The sequence below is a fragment of the Ruminococcus sp. Marseille-P328 genome (assembly GCF_964249465.1).
GTDB lineage: Bacteria > Bacillota > Clostridia > Lachnospirales > Lachnospiraceae > Blautia_A > Blautia_A faecis.
In genome coordinates, this window is record NZ_CAXUBQ010000009.1 from 33,190 (window position 1) to 51,283 (window position 18,094).

17 protein-coding genes are annotated in these 18,094 nt (G+C 44.0%); 2 read left to right on the plus strand and 15 right to left on the minus strand.

The window, feature by feature from the left end:
* Nucleotides 1–59: 59 nt before the first annotated feature.
* The 5 genes from ACESTK_RS08100 to ACESTK_RS08120 all read right to left on the minus strand — a co-directional run bounded on the left by ACESTK_RS08100 (nucleotide 60) and on the right by ACESTK_RS08120 (nucleotide 7,798).
* A complete protein-coding gene (locus ACESTK_RS08100) occupies nucleotides 60–710 on the minus strand; it encodes an amino acid ABC transporter permease (protein WP_118578520.1) in 651 nt (216 codons plus the stop codon).
* Nucleotides 711–1,104: 394 nt separating this feature from the next.
* Nucleotides 1,105–1,995, minus strand: coding sequence for an amino acid ABC transporter substrate-binding protein (locus tag ACESTK_RS08105; RefSeq protein ID WP_373119421.1), 891 nt, complete (start codon nucleotides 1,993–1,995; stop codon nucleotides 1,105–1,107).
* 132 nt (nucleotides 1,996–2,127) lie between these two features.
* Nucleotides 2,128–2,910, minus strand: a complete 783-nt coding sequence (locus ACESTK_RS08110; protein ID WP_373119423.1) for a hypothetical protein — start codon at nucleotides 2,908–2,910, stop codon at nucleotides 2,128–2,130.
* A 12-nt stretch (nucleotides 2,911–2,922) separates the two neighbouring features.
* The gene (locus ACESTK_RS08115) at nucleotides 2,923–4,200 is read right to left on the minus strand and encodes a DUF5716 family protein (protein ID WP_148461294.1); all 1,278 of its coding nucleotides are present in this window, start codon (nucleotides 4,198–4,200) and stop codon (nucleotides 2,923–2,925) included.
* A gap of 4 nt (nucleotides 4,201–4,204) precedes the next feature.
* Entirely contained in the window at nucleotides 4,205–7,798 is a 3,594-nt protein-coding gene (locus tag ACESTK_RS08120; RefSeq protein WP_226840989.1) for a DUF5717 family protein, read from the minus strand.
* A gap of 309 nt (nucleotides 7,799–8,107) precedes the next feature.
* On the opposite strand from ACESTK_RS08120, the gene sigK reads away from it, so the two are divergent.
* A complete protein-coding gene (gene sigK, locus ACESTK_RS08125) occupies nucleotides 8,108–8,737 on the plus strand; it encodes an RNA polymerase sporulation sigma factor SigK (protein ID WP_148461293.1) in 630 nt (209 codons plus the stop codon).
* A gap of 89 nt (nucleotides 8,738–8,826) precedes the next feature.
* Here the strand turns inward: sigK and ACESTK_RS08130 are convergent, their stop codons facing one another.
* The 9 genes from ACESTK_RS08130 to mtaB all read right to left on the minus strand — a co-directional run bounded on the left by ACESTK_RS08130 (nucleotide 8,827) and on the right by mtaB (nucleotide 16,230).
* Nucleotides 8,827–10,053, minus strand: a complete 1,227-nt coding sequence (locus ACESTK_RS08130; protein WP_118578538.1) for a U32 family peptidase — start codon at nucleotides 10,051–10,053, stop codon at nucleotides 8,827–8,829.
* On the minus strand, nucleotides 10,046–10,702 hold the full coding sequence (locus tag ACESTK_RS08135) for an O-methyltransferase (protein ID WP_270414013.1): 657 nt from the start codon (nucleotides 10,700–10,702) through the stop codon (nucleotides 10,046–10,048). The genes ACESTK_RS08130 and ACESTK_RS08135 overlap by 8 nt, the downstream gene beginning before the upstream one ends.
* The gene (locus ACESTK_RS08140; RefSeq protein WP_270414014.1) at nucleotides 10,699–11,247 is read right to left on the minus strand and encodes an endolytic transglycosylase MltG; all 549 of its coding nucleotides are present in this window, start codon (nucleotides 11,245–11,247) and stop codon (nucleotides 10,699–10,701) included. Before ACESTK_RS08140 ends, ACESTK_RS08135 begins: the two co-directional genes overlap by 4 nt.
* Before the next feature lie 9 nt (nucleotides 11,248–11,256).
* A complete protein-coding gene (locus tag ACESTK_RS08145) occupies nucleotides 11,257–11,595 on the minus strand; it encodes a YlbF family regulator (protein WP_373119426.1) in 339 nt (112 codons plus the stop codon).
* Between the two features lie 11 nt (nucleotides 11,596–11,606).
* Nucleotides 11,607–13,208, minus strand: a complete 1,602-nt coding sequence (locus ACESTK_RS08150; RefSeq protein ID WP_368368580.1) for a ribonuclease J — start codon at nucleotides 13,206–13,208, stop codon at nucleotides 11,607–11,609.
* Between the two features lie 459 nt (nucleotides 13,209–13,667).
* Nucleotides 13,668–13,922 (minus strand): DUF1292 domain-containing protein, encoded by a 255-nt coding sequence (locus ACESTK_RS08155; protein ID WP_373119428.1) that lies wholly within the window; start codon nucleotides 13,920–13,922, stop codon nucleotides 13,668–13,670.
* Nucleotides 13,909–14,358, minus strand: coding sequence for a Holliday junction resolvase RuvX (gene ruvX, locus ACESTK_RS08160; protein ID WP_118578548.1), 450 nt, complete (start codon nucleotides 14,356–14,358; stop codon nucleotides 13,909–13,911). The genes ACESTK_RS08155 and ruvX overlap by 14 nt, the downstream gene beginning before the upstream one ends.
* 2 nt (nucleotides 14,359–14,360) lie before the next feature.
* Nucleotides 14,361–14,633: an IreB family regulatory phosphoprotein gene (locus ACESTK_RS08165; RefSeq protein WP_021925017.1), complete on the minus strand. Its 273-nt coding sequence runs from the start codon at nucleotides 14,631–14,633 to the stop codon at nucleotides 14,361–14,363.
* A gap of 265 nt (nucleotides 14,634–14,898) precedes the next feature.
* A complete protein-coding gene (gene mtaB, locus ACESTK_RS08170; RefSeq protein WP_373119429.1) occupies nucleotides 14,899–16,230 on the minus strand; it encodes a tRNA (N(6)-L-threonylcarbamoyladenosine(37)-C(2))-methylthiotransferase MtaB in 1,332 nt (443 codons plus the stop codon).
* A gap of 295 nt (nucleotides 16,231–16,525) precedes the next feature.
* On the opposite strand from mtaB, the gene ACESTK_RS08175 reads away from it, so the two are divergent.
* Nucleotides 16,526–16,762, plus strand: coding sequence for an HPr family phosphocarrier protein (locus tag ACESTK_RS08175; RefSeq protein ID WP_021925019.1), 237 nt, complete (start codon nucleotides 16,526–16,528; stop codon nucleotides 16,760–16,762).
* A 91-nt stretch (nucleotides 16,763–16,853) separates the two neighbouring features.
* Here the strand turns inward: ACESTK_RS08175 and thiI are convergent, their stop codons facing one another.
* Entirely contained in the window at nucleotides 16,854–18,035 is a 1,182-nt protein-coding gene (thiI, locus tag ACESTK_RS08180; RefSeq protein WP_118578552.1) for a tRNA uracil 4-sulfurtransferase ThiI, read from the minus strand.
* Nucleotides 18,036–18,094 lie beyond the last annotated feature (59 nt).

The following is an 18,094-nucleotide window of genomic DNA, read 5'->3' on the forward strand; positions in this document are numbered from 1 at the left end:
TTCTGGTTACCCGCACACAGTTTTACAATGTATATTCACTGCAGGTTGATGATAAATTATTAGCGGTAATAGTTCAGTTTTTTCTCTACTTTATCCATAATCACTGCTACCAGCAGGTTAAATACATAATAAAATACAGCCGCTACCACAAACGGCACCATCGTGGTCTGAGAGCTGGCAATCTGTTTGGCCAGAGTGAACATTTCAGCTACTGCTACCACGAAGGCCAGGGAGGTATCCTTTACCAGTGTGATTACCTCGTTGGTGATGGAGGGCAGAATCCGTTTGAATACCTGAGGGAGAATAATACGGAAGAAGGTCTGTGCTTTGGAGTAGCCAAGGATTCTGGCTGCTTCATACTGACCTACTGGCATGGATTCAATTCCGCCACGGTAGATTTCTGCAAAATAAGCGGCATAATTAATTGCAAAAGCAATAAATACAGCGATCAGGCTATAACCCATGGAAATCCGGATTCCAAAAATAAAATATGGTCCAAAATATACTACCATCAGCTGCAGCATAAGAGGTGTTCCGCGCATAATGGAGATATAAGCAGAAATGATCCATCTGATTATCTTTATTTTGGACATTTTCCCCCAGCAGACCAGAAGGCCAAGTGGCAGGGAAAATATAAGGGTTACAAAGAAAATTTCCGTAGTTACGGTCATTCCCTTTGCAAGCTGGCTTAACATTACACTAAAACTCATAGTTACTGTGTTCCTCCTGTTGATACTTGTGTTCTAAGGGATCGCATTTCACGTTTCATTTCATTCCATAATTCATATTATGATATGAGTGTCAAAAGGTCTTTTGACACTCATTTGATACCCGGATTGCTACGCAGCTACGCTGCTCCCGCAATCCTCCAAATATTCGAAATCCGCTGATTTACTGCGTAAATCGCTACTTTCTCATATTTGGCGTGTCCCAAGTTCAAAAGCCTTATCGTGCAATCACGAACAGCTTTTTGACCTTTTGACACTGGTATCATATTATGCGAATCAAGCTCCTACTTTGGGAGCAGACCCCTTCTCGCTAAGAAAAGAGGGTGCGCCAGGTACCCTCTTTTTTGCGTATATTCGTGTTTATAGTCTATGTGAATTATTCAGCCTCATCCTCAGCAGTATCTGCGTCAGCTGCCTCATCAGAATCTGCATTTTCTTCTGCCGCATCTGTACTCTCTTCTGTCTTATCTGCTTCTTCATCTCCCAGGCAAAGCATGTCAGCTACACCATACTGCTCAGCCAGTTTATCAATCTCGCCCTCATCATACAGCTTCATAACCTCAGCCCATACGGTATCACGAAGCTCCTCATTTCCCTTGGCAAAGCCAATGCCGTACTGCTCGCTCTGAATCGGCTCGTCCAGAATCTTATATTTGCCCTCTTCTCTCTGAGCCAGCTGATATTTGGCAACTCCGATATCAACAGCAACAGCATCAGCTGCGCCAGAATCAATATTCATAAATGCGGTATTGTAATCCGGATTCTCTGTAAGGGATGCAAAGCTGTCTGTCAGATCCTTGTTGTCATCACTGTTTAATGCATCGAGTGCAGCAGATGCAGCCTGTACTACAACATTCTTCCCTGCCAGATCTGCCAGTGTCTCAATTCCGGAATCGGAAGCGACTACCATAACCTGCTCGTTATTCAGATATGGATCAGACCATGTATAATCATCCTCACGTCCATTGATGGTAAAGCCATTCCAGATACAGTCAATATTTCCGGAATTCAGCTCCATATCCTTGGAATCCCAGTTAATTGGTTTCTTTACAAGCTCCCATCCAAGATTATCACATACCTTCTGCGCCACATCCAGGTCAAAACCAACATATTCGCCACTTTCATCCATATAACCAAAAGGCGGGTACTCTGCATCAAATCCAACAGTCAGGGTCTTACTGTCGGCATCTGCATAAACAGTCACACCAGAGCAGATACCTGCTGCCACCAAGGCACTCATCATAATCGCCAGCATTCTTTTTTTCATAATATCTATCCTCCTGAAATCTAATTCTCATTATTTTAGTGTGTTTTCACTCTACCATGTTAAAGCATGGTTGTATGGTAGCATACGAAAGTAATTCTGTCAATATAGTTTTTTAGAAAAAGCACAGGTTCATCACGAACCTGTGCTCCTATGATACTCTCCAGTCAGCTTCTCCAGCATTTCATCCGCCTTCCCTTGTCTTATGCTGACCTCCTTTTTCTGCGCAAACTCATCCAATGCCTTTTTTAAAGTATCCTTCACTTCCTCCGATACATTCAGCTCTTTCAGCCTGTTCTCATACTCCTGCGGCTTCTTCACGCTACGATAAGCAAGCAGATAGCAAACCAGCTCCTTAGGATCGCTCTGGGTAAGGAACGCCTCCCAGAAACACTCCATTGCTTTCTCCATCTGAAAAAGATAGCTGTACGCACATCCAAGGTTATGCCACACACTCATGGTCAGCCCCGGTCTTATCTGCTCCAGCTCTTCTTTTTTCAGAAGCTGCTGATACACCTTGATGGCACTTACATACATCTTATTCGCTACCAGGGCATCCCCTTTTCTCTTTTTTCGAAGAAGAGGTGCCTCCTGATCCAGCTTGGCAAGCTTTACATTCAATGCCTTCAGCTCATCGTAAGTAAGATAATTGATCTCCTTAAATACCGGATAAAGCACATCCTCCGCACTGGCAAATTTACCAAGATGAGGACGTAGCTTGGCTGCCAGCCTTGGCAGATCCAGTTCCTCGCTGATCCAGATACAGAGATTTTCATTTATAACAGAAGAATCCACCAGATAAAGATTGTGGTACAGAAAGTAGCAAAGCTCCTCCAGTGAGTAAATATTGGTATTGATACTCTCCACAAAAAACGGCTTGTCCGCCTTTTTTGTCTGACATAAAATATAACCGCTCATTTCCAGCCTCCTTTACCACTCTACCAGTTCGTCCCAGACCTTGCCGCTGGAAGGGAACATTTCTCCAAATCCAAGATCTTTTACAACAACGCGGCATTTCTTCTGTGACACATATGCAAGGGCCAGAGACAGTCTTGTAGTCTTATTGGGACGCTCAGGAAGTCCGGGCAGTCCCATAATTACTTTCTTCTTGTGCTTCTCGCCGAAGGTTCCAACAACAAAAACGAGCTCTGTTATATCATCCAGGATCAGCTCACAGCCAGCTTTACACTCATACCAGTTCTTACCAGCCTCAATAAGCGGGTAATATGCCGGTGCACCCATCACCCGCATTTCCATTCCCACATCTTTCAGCACAAGAGCAGGACTCATATAACGGTACCCCTTCAAGATCTTATCCTCAAGGCGCTCCTTTCCAGCTGCACATGCACCTTTTGCAAAAAGGTTATTTCCATAATAAACCTTTCTTCGCTGCATGCAAAGGCTTCCAATGGATATTTTCGCCCAATCCGGGCTGAATCCATATCCTGTGATCTGAATGCTGGAAAAAAGACCGGTTCCAAGAGTCTCCTTAATAAAATCACGGAAAGCCTCATCTCTGGCTTCCACGGCCTTCTCTCCCTCTTCCTCAGGTGCTGTAAGAGATGGGAGGACCGTCTTCTTCGGCTCCTCAAGGCGTACCAGCACCGGCCTTGTGCTGCTGTCCATAGTCAGCTGCTGAAACTTCACTTCATCCTGGTGAAAAGAATACCAGCCGATACTCCGGTTCCAGGTCTCTCTTTTCTGGGTAAGGGAATAATAATAAAAGCTCTCTCCATGGTCTATCAGCATGTACTGATTCTTCGAAAAACCAATGGCCTGGCAGGCTTTTTCCATATTTTTCACCTGGGGGTCCTCAAGCTCAGGACTTGTGATCACCAGGCATTTTGTATTTTTTACAAGATCTGCAACTCCCAGAAATTTCAGCATACCCTCCAGAAAAACCTGAAGCAGCTCCCATGGCTCCACCTGTTCTCCCAGAATCTGCACACTGTCTTCTTTCTTACAGATTCCATACAGGTCATCCACCATCTGTCCCCCTTTTTCCCGGGCAAAATAAACTGCCTCAAGACCAATGGTGTACTCTTTATGCTCTCCGCGCCTGCAAATACAGGTAGGTGCTTCAAACTCCTGGGCACCAACTTTCATGGACACAGAGCAGGGTTCCTCCCCTTTCCGGTCATAATAGCAGATCTGGGAATAATCTTTTCCAAAATCAATTCCTATGATCAAATCACGAATTTCATTCATATATTCAGTCCTCTTCTGTAATGACAAACATTTCTTTTACATACTGTTCCTGGCGGAAATACTGCTTCAGTCCCTGTTTCACCTCATGATGCTTGTCCAGTTTCCGCGCAGACAAAATCTGATTAATCATCTGGTACTTGCTGAATGGTGTACCTTCCACCTTACTCATTCCAAGTACCCGCTCTGGCGTTCTTTTGGTCTGTCCATTACATTCCTCTGAAAAATAATAATGCAAAGTTTCCCCGTAAAACATGGTAAACGGCTTGGTAAAAATACCCTCATATACATTCTTAAGAGGCTCTGTCTTATATTCCAGCGCACGTCCAAGTCCGGTATCCAAAGCATATACAAGGGTTACCTTCGCCTCCGGGCTGGTGTGATATTCCACACATGTTTTGTCATCCATCTGATACAGGCTCAAAATTTCCGGTGGAAGTCTGTGGAAGAAAGAAAATACCATTTCTTTGTCCATGCACATTTTCAGAAGCTCTTTTTCTATGGAAAGAAGAGCCTCTTTTCTGCTCTTTTCCCTGGAAAGCTCTTTAAACAAAGCCAGATAGCAGACTTCATTTACCATCCATTTCTGCATATATGCATTCAACAGACAGTTTTTCACAAAAGGACTCATGGTGTATTCTTTTACAAAAATGCCATAGGAAACATGGGTCAGATATCCGCTTACGATCCACTCCCTTCCGGAATGGCGAATGTAGGATTCCAGAACATGCTCTCCCTCCTTGCGGTAATCCGTGGTAAACATAAGAAGCTGAAGGATTTTTTCCTCCAGATCATAGGTATCCATTTCAAATCCCACAGCACTTTTCCAGATGGAAAACATTTCATCCACAGGTCCAAAACGATATTTCATAAGATATGTGAGGATCACCTCATCATAAAATCCATTTCTGTAAACATCAGATGCCAAAGCCAGAAGTTCCTCATCTTCCAGCATGTCGCAGCGCACGATCATGCGGCTTACCAGTTTCAAAAGGCTTCGCATGTCCACGCCCTCATAGCCGAATTCCTCCACAATGGCCTGTGCCTGGGAAAAAAGACCGCGGCTTATAAGAACCACCAGAAGCTTCTGCCTGTCCACACGGGCGTATTCCTGGTAATCCATCTGCTTTAAATATTGATCCAGATCTTCGCCAAATACATGCTCTGCATAATAATCCAGAATCCTGCGACGCACCTTCTGCTTATACTCCATGCAAAAAGCATCGGATTTGACCAGTCTTTGAAAAATATCCAGATTATCTTTGTCCAGTTCATGGCTTTCGCAATAATGAAGAAGCACACCTGGCTCATCCACGCCAAGGGCAAGAACTTTTCTCACTGCCCCATCCTCATCCATGGTCTTCTTCAAGCTGTAATCTACAGTAGCACTGTATCTGCGCTGCTTGTCATCCTGAAAAAGGATAGCAGCATCTTCTGTATAAATTCTTGGATAAGCTACGCCCTGAACACAGGTATAAGTCTCCTCTGATTCCATCTGACTGTGACGAACGATCACATAGCGGACTTTTTTATCATCAAAATAAAGGCGGTGGGTAAACATTTTCTGCGCAATGGAATCTGCCGCCTCTTTTGTGCGAGGCTCCATCAGAAACTCCTGATATAAGACAGCATAGCTCTCATTCATTTTGCCCTCAGCCAGTTTTTTCCTGGCGAAATCCCGCATACCTGACATATAGCGCTGGTATGCTGCCGGCTCTTTTTCCTTATTTGCAATAATGCAGGAATAAATAAATGCCCGCTTGGAATCTCCAAGGGAATCGCTGTTGTAAGTAAAATACATGAGAAGAGCCTTTGGAAGCTCAATCCGTCTGGAAGTGTCCATAGTCTCCACATAATACTCATAAAGTCTTGTAAGACGCAGCCCATGCTCCACTGCCAGGGAAAACCAGCGGAAATATTCGGTCTTTCTTGGGTTTCCCTTCATCACATATTTGCAGATGGCTTCCAGGGTATCCTCTGAAGAATACTGTTCATAGCCCTTTGCCAATGCCTGATAAATACTTTCGTTATAATCTTTCTCATACCCAGAAAGATATGCAAGACGCATTACCAGCTCCTCTGTAAGAAGGTTTCTTCTTGCCGCGAAGCGGAATACCTGTCCCCAGAAGCTGTTCAGCCTGTGAAGAAGAGTCATGTCCTTGCAGATGATCTTCCATGCTTCCAGATAGAGGAACGGACTCCTGCAGCCCTTGCCAAACTGCTCTTCCAGCACAAATAATGCCTTGGACGGAGTCTCCTTGTATGCAGGATCCAGCTTCAGCAGGATCCATAAAAGCGGAAAACTGTCACTTTTTTGCATGTAAAAATTGCGGATTCTGGACAGGGCGTGAACCTTGTCCTTATATAAACCGGTAAGCGTGCACAGATACAGATAAATTCCAGCAAACTCCAGATCATCTCTTGTATAGGATTTATCCTGATAGCTTTCCAGAAGAACTCTTGCTTCCTCATGATGGTTCTCCATGTAAAGAAGAAAGGCCTCATACATCTGGTATTCCGGATAATCACATCCGGACTGGTGAAGCTGGTTCAGAATATAGTGGCTGCTTGCACTCCAGGTGGAAAAATCCATCCAGCTGTTGACCCCTGGATTCTCCTTTCCCGCAAGACAGCTTGCCACAGCAGTCTCATAGCACAAGTAGGCCAGACAGTCTTTTTGAAGATCCAGTTTACTCTTCTCCTGAGTCAGACGGATATCTACATCCAGTTTACCACTTGTGGATGCAACAACGGTATAAGTAATCTCCTGATAAGGGCTTTTTACTATAATTTTGCCAAACTGATTGCCTTGTCTTAATTTCTCCTTGTGTACCAGATATTCCACTTCATAATGGCTGCCAATAAAATCTTCGTCTGTTACCACCTTGCGGGGAACTTCCAGAAACTCTCCAACAGCTTCCACATCAAGGCGCAGATGCCCCCATCCGCTTCTCTGAATATAAAAAGATTCTTTCAAAGAGTCTTTCAACTCATAGTATTCTTTGCCCACCTCTCTGGCACTTATGGTTACTTTTTCCTTCTTGCCTGCGGCAATGAGAAATTCTTCCAGATGCTGATATGTCACCGGCTGTCTGGACAGACCATAATAAAGTGTCTGGATCTTTTGATCCTCATTTTCCAGAATTCTGGTGAAGCTGGCATCTTTAAAAATACGGAATGCCTCTTTAAAATCATCCCGGGCAACTTTTACAAATTCGTCCAGATTCCCTACCACACCTGAAAAACTGCGTATTTCCTCTTTTTCGATCTCAATTTCAAAAGGAAGACGGGCCTCTCCAATATTTGTAGTAAAGCACAGCCATCCCTTCAGGTTTTCTCCGGGAGCAAGTCCTACCGTATCAATTCCAAGCGGGAGACGCACAGTAGTTCCTGAAATATGGTCCATTCCCGGTACCACCCGGCGGCTGGAGGAAGTAACATAACCGCGGATCTTCTGATTATCCTCTGTTCCAACGTACACTTCCCCTCTCTTCGTCTCCCCTGCTTTCATGGTCAGGGAAATCTTCTCCTTGGAAAAAAGGAGCTGGGGCTGTTCATATTCAAACTTTCCGTTTAAAAGCTGTTCGATCTTTTTTTTCAAAATCATTCACCTTACGTCTTTCGTGTTCTTGTTACTGTCCGCAAACTTCACAGCAACACACTTCTCAGAACATTGCTGTGGAACAGTAATCCTGTTACTCGCTGTCACTGCCTCTTTCGAACCAGAGCCTTTTTCAAACACGCTCCAGGCAGTTACTCTGACATTATTATAATGATTTTCACCCTTTATTTCAATGTAAAATATAAAAAGAATCCTGCCACGATTTTTTCCGCAGTAAAAAAAGGCAGCCAGGCACTTAAAGCCTGTATTTTTCATAGACTATATAGAAATCCCCTTTGAGGTAGCGATTTGAAGACATTTTTGAAACCTTTGACAATGGCCGAGGAGCAGTATTATCTTCAGCAGTACCAAAGGGGCGATATGGAAGCAAAAAATATTCTCATAGAACGTAATCTGCGGCTTGTTGCCCATGTAGTAAAAAAATATCAGGGAACAGATGTAGAACTGGACGATCTGATTTCCATTGGCACCATTGGATTAATGAAAGCCATCTCCACATTTGATTCCACAAAAACAGCCCGGCTGTCCACATATGCTGGAAAGTGTATCAACAATGAACTGCTTATGTTATTCCGCTCCCGCAAGAAGCATTCCCGGGAAATCTCGCTGTATGAACCCATTGGTACAGACAAAGAAGGCAATGAGATCAGTCTTCTGGATGTAATGGAAGGACCGGCAGTGGACGTTGTGGAAGAGTATTCCACCAGAGAAGATATCCGTCATGTACTGGATTCCATGAAGTCTGTACTGTCTTCCAAAGAATATGAGGTGATCTGCTGCCGTTTCGGTCTCTTTGGGCAAAAGGAACAGACGCAGCGGGAAATCGCCAGGCACCTTCACATCAGCCGCTCCTATGTATCCAGAATTGAAAAAAACGCCCTGCAAAAATTGCGGACGCTTTTTCCTGAAAACGGGTAAAACACGCTCTGCGAGTTTTACCTCTATGATTATTTGTTACTGTTCATTCCGTGACCAGTAACGATTATTTTTCTGAATTACTCTCAGACTTATGCTTCACTACGGCGGAGGATATCATAAACCTCTGCCTCACCGCCAAGATCTACAAACAGCTTCTGCTGCGGATGGGGAGCGCTTTCTACGGAATTGCCCTCCTCATCATAGATAGCTTTTACAGGAACCAGAAGATTGGTTCCATCCGGTTTCATGATCTCGATCATCTCTCCTACTGTAAACTTGTTTCTCTGTGTAATCTGCACATAGCCTCTCTCATCTACAGCTTCTGCAAATCCCAGATACGTATACCCCTTCTCATAGGTATTATTGTCATAGATCTGTGCTTCCTCGCTTGGTTTGCCATAAAAGAAGCCAGTTGTAAATTTACGGTAAGTGCAGCCTGCGATCTGCTCCTGATACCAGGACATGTTTGCCTGATATTTGGCCGGATCTTCCAGATAATCATCAATAGCCTTGCGGTAAGTACGTGCGACAGTTGCTACATAAAGAGCTGTCTTCATACGACCCTCGATCTTCAAACTGTCGATTCCGCTTGTGAGAATGTCATCCATGTGCTCGATCATGCAAAGATCCTTGGAATTGAAAATGTAAGTACCACGCTCATTCTCATAAACCGGCATATACTCCCCGGGTCTCGACTCTTCCACAATGGAATATTTCCAACGGCACGGATGTGTGCAGGATCCCTGATTGGCATCTCTTCCTACCAGGAAATTGCTGAGAAGACAGCGTCCGGAATAGGAAATACACATCGCTCCGTGAATGAAAGTCTCAATCTCCATATCATCTGGAATATTGGCACGGATCTGGCGAATCTCTTCTAAAGAAAGCTCACGGGCAGTTACCACACGCTTCGCTCCAAGCTTGTACCAGAAGCGATAGGTTTCGTAATTAGTGTTATTTGCCTGGGTACTGATATGACGCTCAATCTCCGGACAGATTTCCTTGGCATAGGTAAAAATACCAGGATCAGCGATGATCAAGGCGTCCGGTTTTAATTCCTTAAGCTCTTTCAAGTACTCTCTTACACCAGCCAGATCATAGTTATGCGCAAGAATATTCACTGTCACATAGACTTTTACACCATGCTCATGGGCAAATGCAATTCCCTGCGCCATCTCTTCTTTTGAAAAATTGCGGGCCTTGGCACGAAGCCCAAAAGCCTCTCCTCCGATATAAACAGCGTCTGCTCCGAAAACCGTGGCAATCTTCAGAACCTCAAGACTGCTTGCCGGAACTAATAATTCTGGTTTACGCATATGACTCCTCTTTCTTTACACTGATGGAGGCTCCGTCTCCTAACGGAAGGATGGAGGTCTCCAGCAGCGGATTGTGCTTCAGTTCATAGAGATACTGACGCATACGCTTATAAATGGTACGATTGCGTCTCTCTACAAGATAATGGGATTCGATAATGTCCCCTTCTTGAAGAACATTATCAGAAACAAGAACGCTGCCCTTATGCATTAATCGAAGCACATCCGGCAGCCAGTTCATATACTGCCCCTTGGCAGCATCCATAAAAATAAGATCATAAGTTCCAGTAAGTTCTTTCAGGATCTCTCCTGCATCCCCGGTAAGGAACTCTATCTGGGATTCCCGTCCTGCCTTCCTGAAATTCTCTCTGGCAATAGGGATCCTTTTTTCATAATTCTCAATTGTTGTTATTTTCAGATTCTCAGGTCCATATTCGCACATCAGCAGAGTGGAAAAACCTACTGCCGTTCCGACCTCCAGTATTCTCATCGGCCGGGTTGCTGCAAGAAACATTTTCAGAAAGCTCTGCATTTCCTTGCGGATAATGGGAACCCTTCCTGCAAGTGCTTCTTTTTCCAGTTCTTCCAGAAAAGGAGTATTCCCCATATCAAGAGAATTGATGTAAGTGCGCATTCTCTCCTCTACGATCACTGTCCGGACTCTCCTTCCCCTGCAGTTCCATCAGCTGCCTGAGTATCCGCTGTACCATCTGCGCTCTGGGTATCAGCTGTATCAGTTCCTGCATCTGTAGTCTGAGTATCTGTCTGGACCGCTGTATCAGCTGCTGTGGCACTATCCTGCGTAACACCAGTCTGCTCCTCATCACCAGCAAGAATACCCATAATACGTGTAGGAGTGTAAGCTGTACTTAACAGATAAGTTCCAGCCTGCATCTGTCCCTTATATGTAGAAAGTTTCTCCTGTGCAAAGAACACCAGACTGTCATCAATAAGTCCCTTGCTTTTCAAGATCTTGGCTACATCATACGTGGATGAGCCTTCCGGAATCACAACTGTCACTTCCTGACCTGCTCCCGGGCTGACTGCCTGCTGGTTAAAAACATTGTAGCCAAACTGATAGGCCGACTTGCCAATCCAGAAAATCAGCACTGCAACACAGACGTAAAAAGCAGTACGAAAAATTCCACCAGCTACAAAAAGCCCTGCTTTTCCCACCTGATCTCTTGTATTACCCATGTTTCCTCCTTATAACTCAGGAATGTCCAGATCGATTCCCTCTGTAAGTGTCCTGCATATCTTCTGCATAAGTTTACAAAGAGCAAACTCCGCATCAAGAAATGCGTTTACAAGGGGATCTCTGCGCAGCTCCCTGGATTCTCTGTTGAGCTGCTCCGTTCCCCGGAACAGCTCATCTCTGTTTGCTTCATTCTGTAGTCTGAAATTGTTTCCTCTGAATGCATTCACACGGTCCATAAGCTCCGGGTTCTCCTTCAGAAGATCTCTGTATTTCTCAAATTCCTGATATTCTTCACTGTTCTGTACAGCTGCAAGAAGTGCATCTATACAGTCTTTTATCTCGTTCATCGCGCCTCTGCTTATGCCTCCATAATGATTGGAAGGATCATCGGACTTCTCTTGGTACGTTTCCATACGTAGTCGCTGAGTGCATCCTTCACTGCTGCCTTAATCTTACTCCAGTCTGTGATACCTTTATCCAGACATCCGTCAAGAGCCAGCTCCACCACTTCTCTTGCATGATCCATAAGGTCTTCTGACTCTCTTACATACACAAAACCTCTGGAAACAATATCCGGTCCTGCCAGTACCACATTGCTGTGTCTCTCTAATGTCATGACAACAATCATAATACCATCTTCGGAAAGATGCTGTCTGTCGCGAAGTACAATATTACCAACATCTCCGACTCCAAGACCGTCTACAAGAATTGCACCTGTGTGTACGGAACCAGTAACAGCTGCACTATTCTCATCTATCTCCAGAACATTTCCTGATTTCAGAATAAAAATATTGTCCTTGGAATATCCAAGCTCCTCTGCAACAAGCTTCTGTGCAGTCAGATGACGGTATTCACCATGTACCGGAATTGCATATTTCGGCTTCACAAGGGAGTAGATCAGCTTGATTTCCTCCTGGCAGGCATGTCCGGATACATGTGCATCCTGGAAAATAACCTTGGCCCCTTTCATAGAAAGCTCGTTGATAACCTTGGATACTGCCTTCTCATTACCTGGAATCGGATGAGAGCTGAAAATAATTGCATCATTAGGTTTAATGGTAATCTTCTTGTGGATATTGGCAGCCATACGGGAAAGAGCAGCCATGGACTCGCCCTGGCTTCCTGTAGTGATCAGAACAAGCTGCTCATCCGGATAGTTCTTTACCTGGTCGATCTCGATCAGAGTCTGATCCGGAACACGCAGATAGCCAAGTTCTGCGGCAGTGGTAATAACATTTACCATACTGCGGCCTTCTACTGCCACTTTACGTCCAAAGCGGTATGCAGTATTGATGATCTGCTGTACACGGTCTACATTGGAAGCAAACGTTGCGATAATGATTCTTGCAGTCTTATATTCATTAAAAAGATTGTCAAAAACATGACCAACTGTACGCTCAGACATGGTAAAGCCCGGACGTTCCGCATTTGTAGAATCACACATAAGGGCAAGAACGCCTTTCCGTCCGATTTCCGCAAATCTCTGCAGATCAATGGCATCTCCAAATACAGGGGTATAGTCCACCTTGAAGTCACCTGTGTGTACCACGATTCCCACAGGAGAATAAATAGCCAGTGCAGATGCATCCTGGATACTATGGTTCGTCTTAATAAATTCAATTGCAAAATCACCAAGATTGATCACCTGACCGTGTTTTACCTCTTTTAACTTGGTAGTCTTAGTCAGATTATGCTCTTTCAGCTTGTTGCTGATCAGCGCAAGCGTCAGTTTGGTGGAGTAGATCGGTGCATTTACTTCCTTCAGTACATATGGAAGCGCACCAATATGATCCTCATGACCATGGGTGATCACAAATCCTTTCACCTTGGAAATATTCTCTTTCAGGTAGGTAATATCCGGAATTACAAGATCAATTCCCGGCATATCATCTTCTGGAAAAGCGAGTCCGCAGTCTACTACCACTATACTGTCTTCATACTCAAAAGCTGTAATATTCATTCCAATCTGCTCCAGACCACCAAGTGGAATGATTTTCAGCTTGGAGCCATTGTTAGTTTTGCGTGGTCTCTTTAAGGCAGGCTTGCCCTGACCGCGGAACTGAGGTTTATAATTCCCCTTGGTCTGCTTATCCTGTCCTTGTTTCTGACCGTCTTTTCCGTCCTTTTTCGGCTGTGCCTTATATCTGTAATTTTTATGTCTGAAATTTGGTTTTCTTGTTCCGTTTCCGGCTGCCGGAGTCCTTTGCCCGTTGTTGTTCATTTCATTTTCCGTCTTCAATCAATCTATCCTCCATTTTGCGCACTTTATCCTCCAAACTCACGCTACCAGGATAAAGCGACTTTATTTTGTTTCGGCTGGTAACTGTTCAGTAACTTCACAGTTACACGCTTCACGATGCACAAAATAACATGCAAAGCATGATTTCGCATCACTGTTCACGATCTGCCCAGCAAATTATTACATTTCAAGATCTACGTCGTCCAAAATCTGTTCAAATACTTTGGAAATTGCCACCAGTTCTTCATCATCTTCTACCATCTCATAGCTGGCTTCTTCGCTTCCCGCTTCTGAAACATCTTTCATAATATAGGCATTTGCCTCATCGTCCTGTGAATCGGAAACCAGAAGATAAGTGATTCCTGCAACTGTAGTCTGTTCTTCCACAAAAAATTCTATAATCCCATCCTCAGATTGAAATTTAATTTTCTCCATTATTTTCGTCCTTATTCATATTCATTCGGTCTAAGTATCCCTGTAAGATCAAAACCGCAGCCATCTGATCAAGAAACTGCTTCCTGTTCTCACGTCTGACACCGGTCTCCATCAAAGTACGCTCCGCTTCTGCCGTAGTCAGTCGTTCATCCCACATCACAACAGGCAGGCCAGTCCTCTTCTCCAGCTTTTCTTTAAACTCAAGAGATTTCACCGCCCGCTCGCCTACAGTATTATTCATGTTCTTCGGATATCCAAGTACAATACGCTCTACCTGATACTCCGAAATCAGTTCTTCAATCCGTGCCATCGTCTGGCGAAGCTTATTCTCCTGCTTGCGCCAGACAGTCTCCACACCTTGTGCGGTAAGTCCCAGTGGATCACTGACGGCAACGCCCACCGTCTTGGAACCGTAGTCTAATCCCATTAATCTCATAATCAGTATTCCCAGGATCTGTTCTTAATATACTCGGTCAGCAATTCCTCAACAAGTTCGTCACGCTCAACCTTCATGATCATGCTTCTGGCACCCTTATGGCTGGTGATATAAGTCGGATCACCGGACATAATATAACCTACGATCTGATTCACAGGATTATAGCCTTTTTCTTCCATTGCGTTGTAAACCAGGTCCAGGATTTCTTTTACTTCAAGCTCCTGATCTGGTTTTGTTCTGAAATATTGTGTACTTCCCAGATTATTTTCTGCCATTTTTCTCACGTCCTTACGATTATTTCTTTTTTATTTTAATATAATTACGTGTAAATTACAATCCTAATTTTGCATTGCCTGTCATTTCCGCAATTGTGTGGTTACTGGTCACGACCTGCCCAGTAACCCGCTTCGCGATGCACAGAAATCATGCATTCGCATGATTTCGCGCTGAGATTCTCGGGTTTTCTGTGAACTTTGTTCACAAAAAACACCTCGCGGAACGTTACCAGTGAACAGTAATAATTATGTTACTGGTCACGCCCTACAGAACCTGTATTTCTTCTCCCTGCAGAATATGTGGCTGCAAAGTTTTTTCCACTTTCACCGCCAGAATATCATTTACACCGTATTTCTCCGTTTTCGGCACCGCCACTTTCACATATTCTCTGGAATGTCCCAGATAATATGCTTTTCCATCAATCTCCACTTCCTCCTCCAGAAGTACCTCCAGAGTCTTTCCAAGAAGAGAAGTCTCATATTCTGCTGCACGCTTCTGGTGCAGCTCCAGCATTTTGTCACTTCTCACAGCTTTTTCTGCCTCTGTCAGCTGACCGGACATAGCCGCAGCCTTAGTTCCATGGCGACGGGAATATTTAAAAATATGGGTTTCATAAAAATGAATATCTTTCACAAAATCATAGGAAGCCTGAAACTCCTCTTCTGTTTCCATTGGAAAACCAACGATCACATCTGTTGTCAGTGCTGGATTTCCGAAATATTTGCGAAGAAGTTCACATCTTGCTTTATACTCCGCGCTTCTGTATCGTCTGTTCATTCTCTCCAGAGTCGTATCGCATCCGCTCTGCAGGGAAAGATGAAAATGAGGGCAGACTTTTGACATAGAAGACAGCTCTTTTGCAAATTCTTCTGTGACGATTCCCGGTTCCAGGGAACCAAGGCGGATTCTCTGAATTCCTTCCACTTCATTTACTGCCTGAATAAGAGAAAGCAAAGTTTCTTTTTTGTCCTCAGGAAAATCCACTCCATAGGAGCTGAGATGAATTCCTGTAAGCACCACTTCTTTGTAGCCGGCTTTGGCCAGCTTGTGCACTTCATTTAAAATATTCTCTTTTTCCCTGCTTCGCACGCGGCCTCTTGCGTAGGGAATGATACAATAGGTGCAAAACTGGTTGCAGCCATCCTGCACCTTAATATAAGCACGTACATGCTCAGCTGTACGGCTGATTTCCAGTTCTTCATATTCCTTTGTCTGGTTAATCTTAATAATATGAGCCTGACGCTGGTGTTCTTTTTCAAATTCAGCCAGAACTTCCACAATATTTTTTTTCTGGTTATTTCCAAGTACCAGATCTACTGCTTCGTCCGTTTCCAGTTTTCCCTCGTCAGTCTGTACATAACATCCTGTTGCTACTACCACCGCATCCGGGTTCATCTTTTTCGCCTTGTGAAGCATCTGACGGGACTTACGGTCTGCAATATTTGTTACCGTACAGGTATTTATTACGTAAACATCAGCACCTGGTTCAAAAGGTACAATTTCATACCCTGCCTGTTCCAGAAGCTGCTGCATAGCTTCCAGCTCATAAGAGTTTACTTTACATCCAAGATTGTGTAATGCAACCTTTTTTTTCATTTTTTCCTCCAAAACTAGTACTGTCCACACCATGCAGGATAATTTCTCCGCGGTGCACAGAATTCATGCAAATACGTGATTTCGTGCCGCACTTCCCGGATCTTCTGTAAATTTCATTCACGAAAAGCATCCCGCGGAATATTACCAGTACACAGTAATGTTGTAAATTTTTTATACATTTTCACTAATTCTGCTGCCATTTTTTCTCTTTTTTCACCTTGACTTTTATCCTGCCTACAGGTAATATGAGTACTGTAAAGCAAACTACTAACAATCCAAGGGAGGTTATATCACAATGAAAACAGCAAAAATCTCACTTAACTCTATTGATAAAGTGAAAGCATTTGTAAACGAGATCAGCAAATTTGACTGCGACTTCGACCTGGTATCCGGAAGATATGTGATTGACGCTAAATCTATCATGGGTATCTTCAGCCTGGATTTATCCAAACCGATCGACCTCAATATCCATGCTGACGGAGCTGCTCTTGACAGCGTTATGGAAATCATCGACAAATATACAGTTGAATAATTAAATATTCGATTGTCAGAGGAACTGTTCACAGTTCCTCTTTTTGTTTTTTCGATGACTTCATGCAGTCTCTGAGTGCTTTTCCACTTTTTTACTGGATTTCAATCACTTCTGCAGTGCTAAGTGCCGCTTCCATCAGTTCATCAATTTTCTCAGCCAGTTTCTCCTCTGACTTGCGGATCACATTCAGATTCGGCTTTGTAACCGGATGCTTTGCGACAAAAATAGTACAGCAATCTTCATATGGAAGAACAGAAGTGTCATAAGTTCCAATCTCCCAGGAACGCTCTACAATTTCCTGTTTATCAAACCCAATCACCGGACGATATACCGGTAATGTACACACTTCATTCGTTGCTGCAAGACTCTGCAGGGTCTGGCTTGCAACCTGTCCAATGCTTTCACCGGTAATAAGTCCAAGACAGTTATCCTTCTTTGCAAAATGCTCTGCAATTCTCATCATATAACGACGCATAATGATAGTAAGCTCATCATGTGGACACTGATCGTAAATGTACAGCTGAATGTCTGTGAAATTTACTACATGAAGCCTGATCGGTCCACTGTATTTTGCCACCAGCTTCGCCAGGTCCACAACCTTCTGTTTCGCACGCTCGCTGGTATACGGCGGAGCATGGAAATAAACGGCTTCAATCTTAACTCCTCGCTTTGCGATCATATATCCGGCCACTGGGCTGTCAATTCCGCCGGAAAGAAGCAGCATTGCCTTTCCATTGGTTCCAACCGGCATTCCGCCAGGTCCCTTGATGCTCTTGGAATATACATAAATTTTCTCACGGATCTCAACAGAAACGGTAAGTTCAGGCTGATGTACATCCACCTTTGCCTCCGGAAAAGCATCCAGAATGCTTTCACCGATTCTTGCACTTACTTCCATGGAATTTACCGGATAGGACTTCTTTGCACGTCTTGTATATACCTTGAAGGTGCCGTGATAATCCGGATGTACATTCTTCATGTACTCCACAACGTCAGAGCGCATCTGCTCAAATCCTTTGTCCTCGTAGATCACTACCGGACAGATATAAACAATACCGAATACTGTTTTTAATGCAGCTACAGCCTCCTCAAAATCGTATTCCTCCGGACAGAATACATAAACACGGCCCTGCTCCTTCACAACGCGGTAATCGCCCTCTATCTTAGAAAGAGCAATATTCATCTGCTTCACAAGGGCATCTTCAAACAGATATCGATTTTTACCCTTGATAGCTATTTCTGCGTATTTTATTAAAAATGCGTGAAATATCATTTGATTTCCTCCTGTTTCTTTATGTTATGCGGCTGCCGGACTTTCCCCGGCGCTGCATT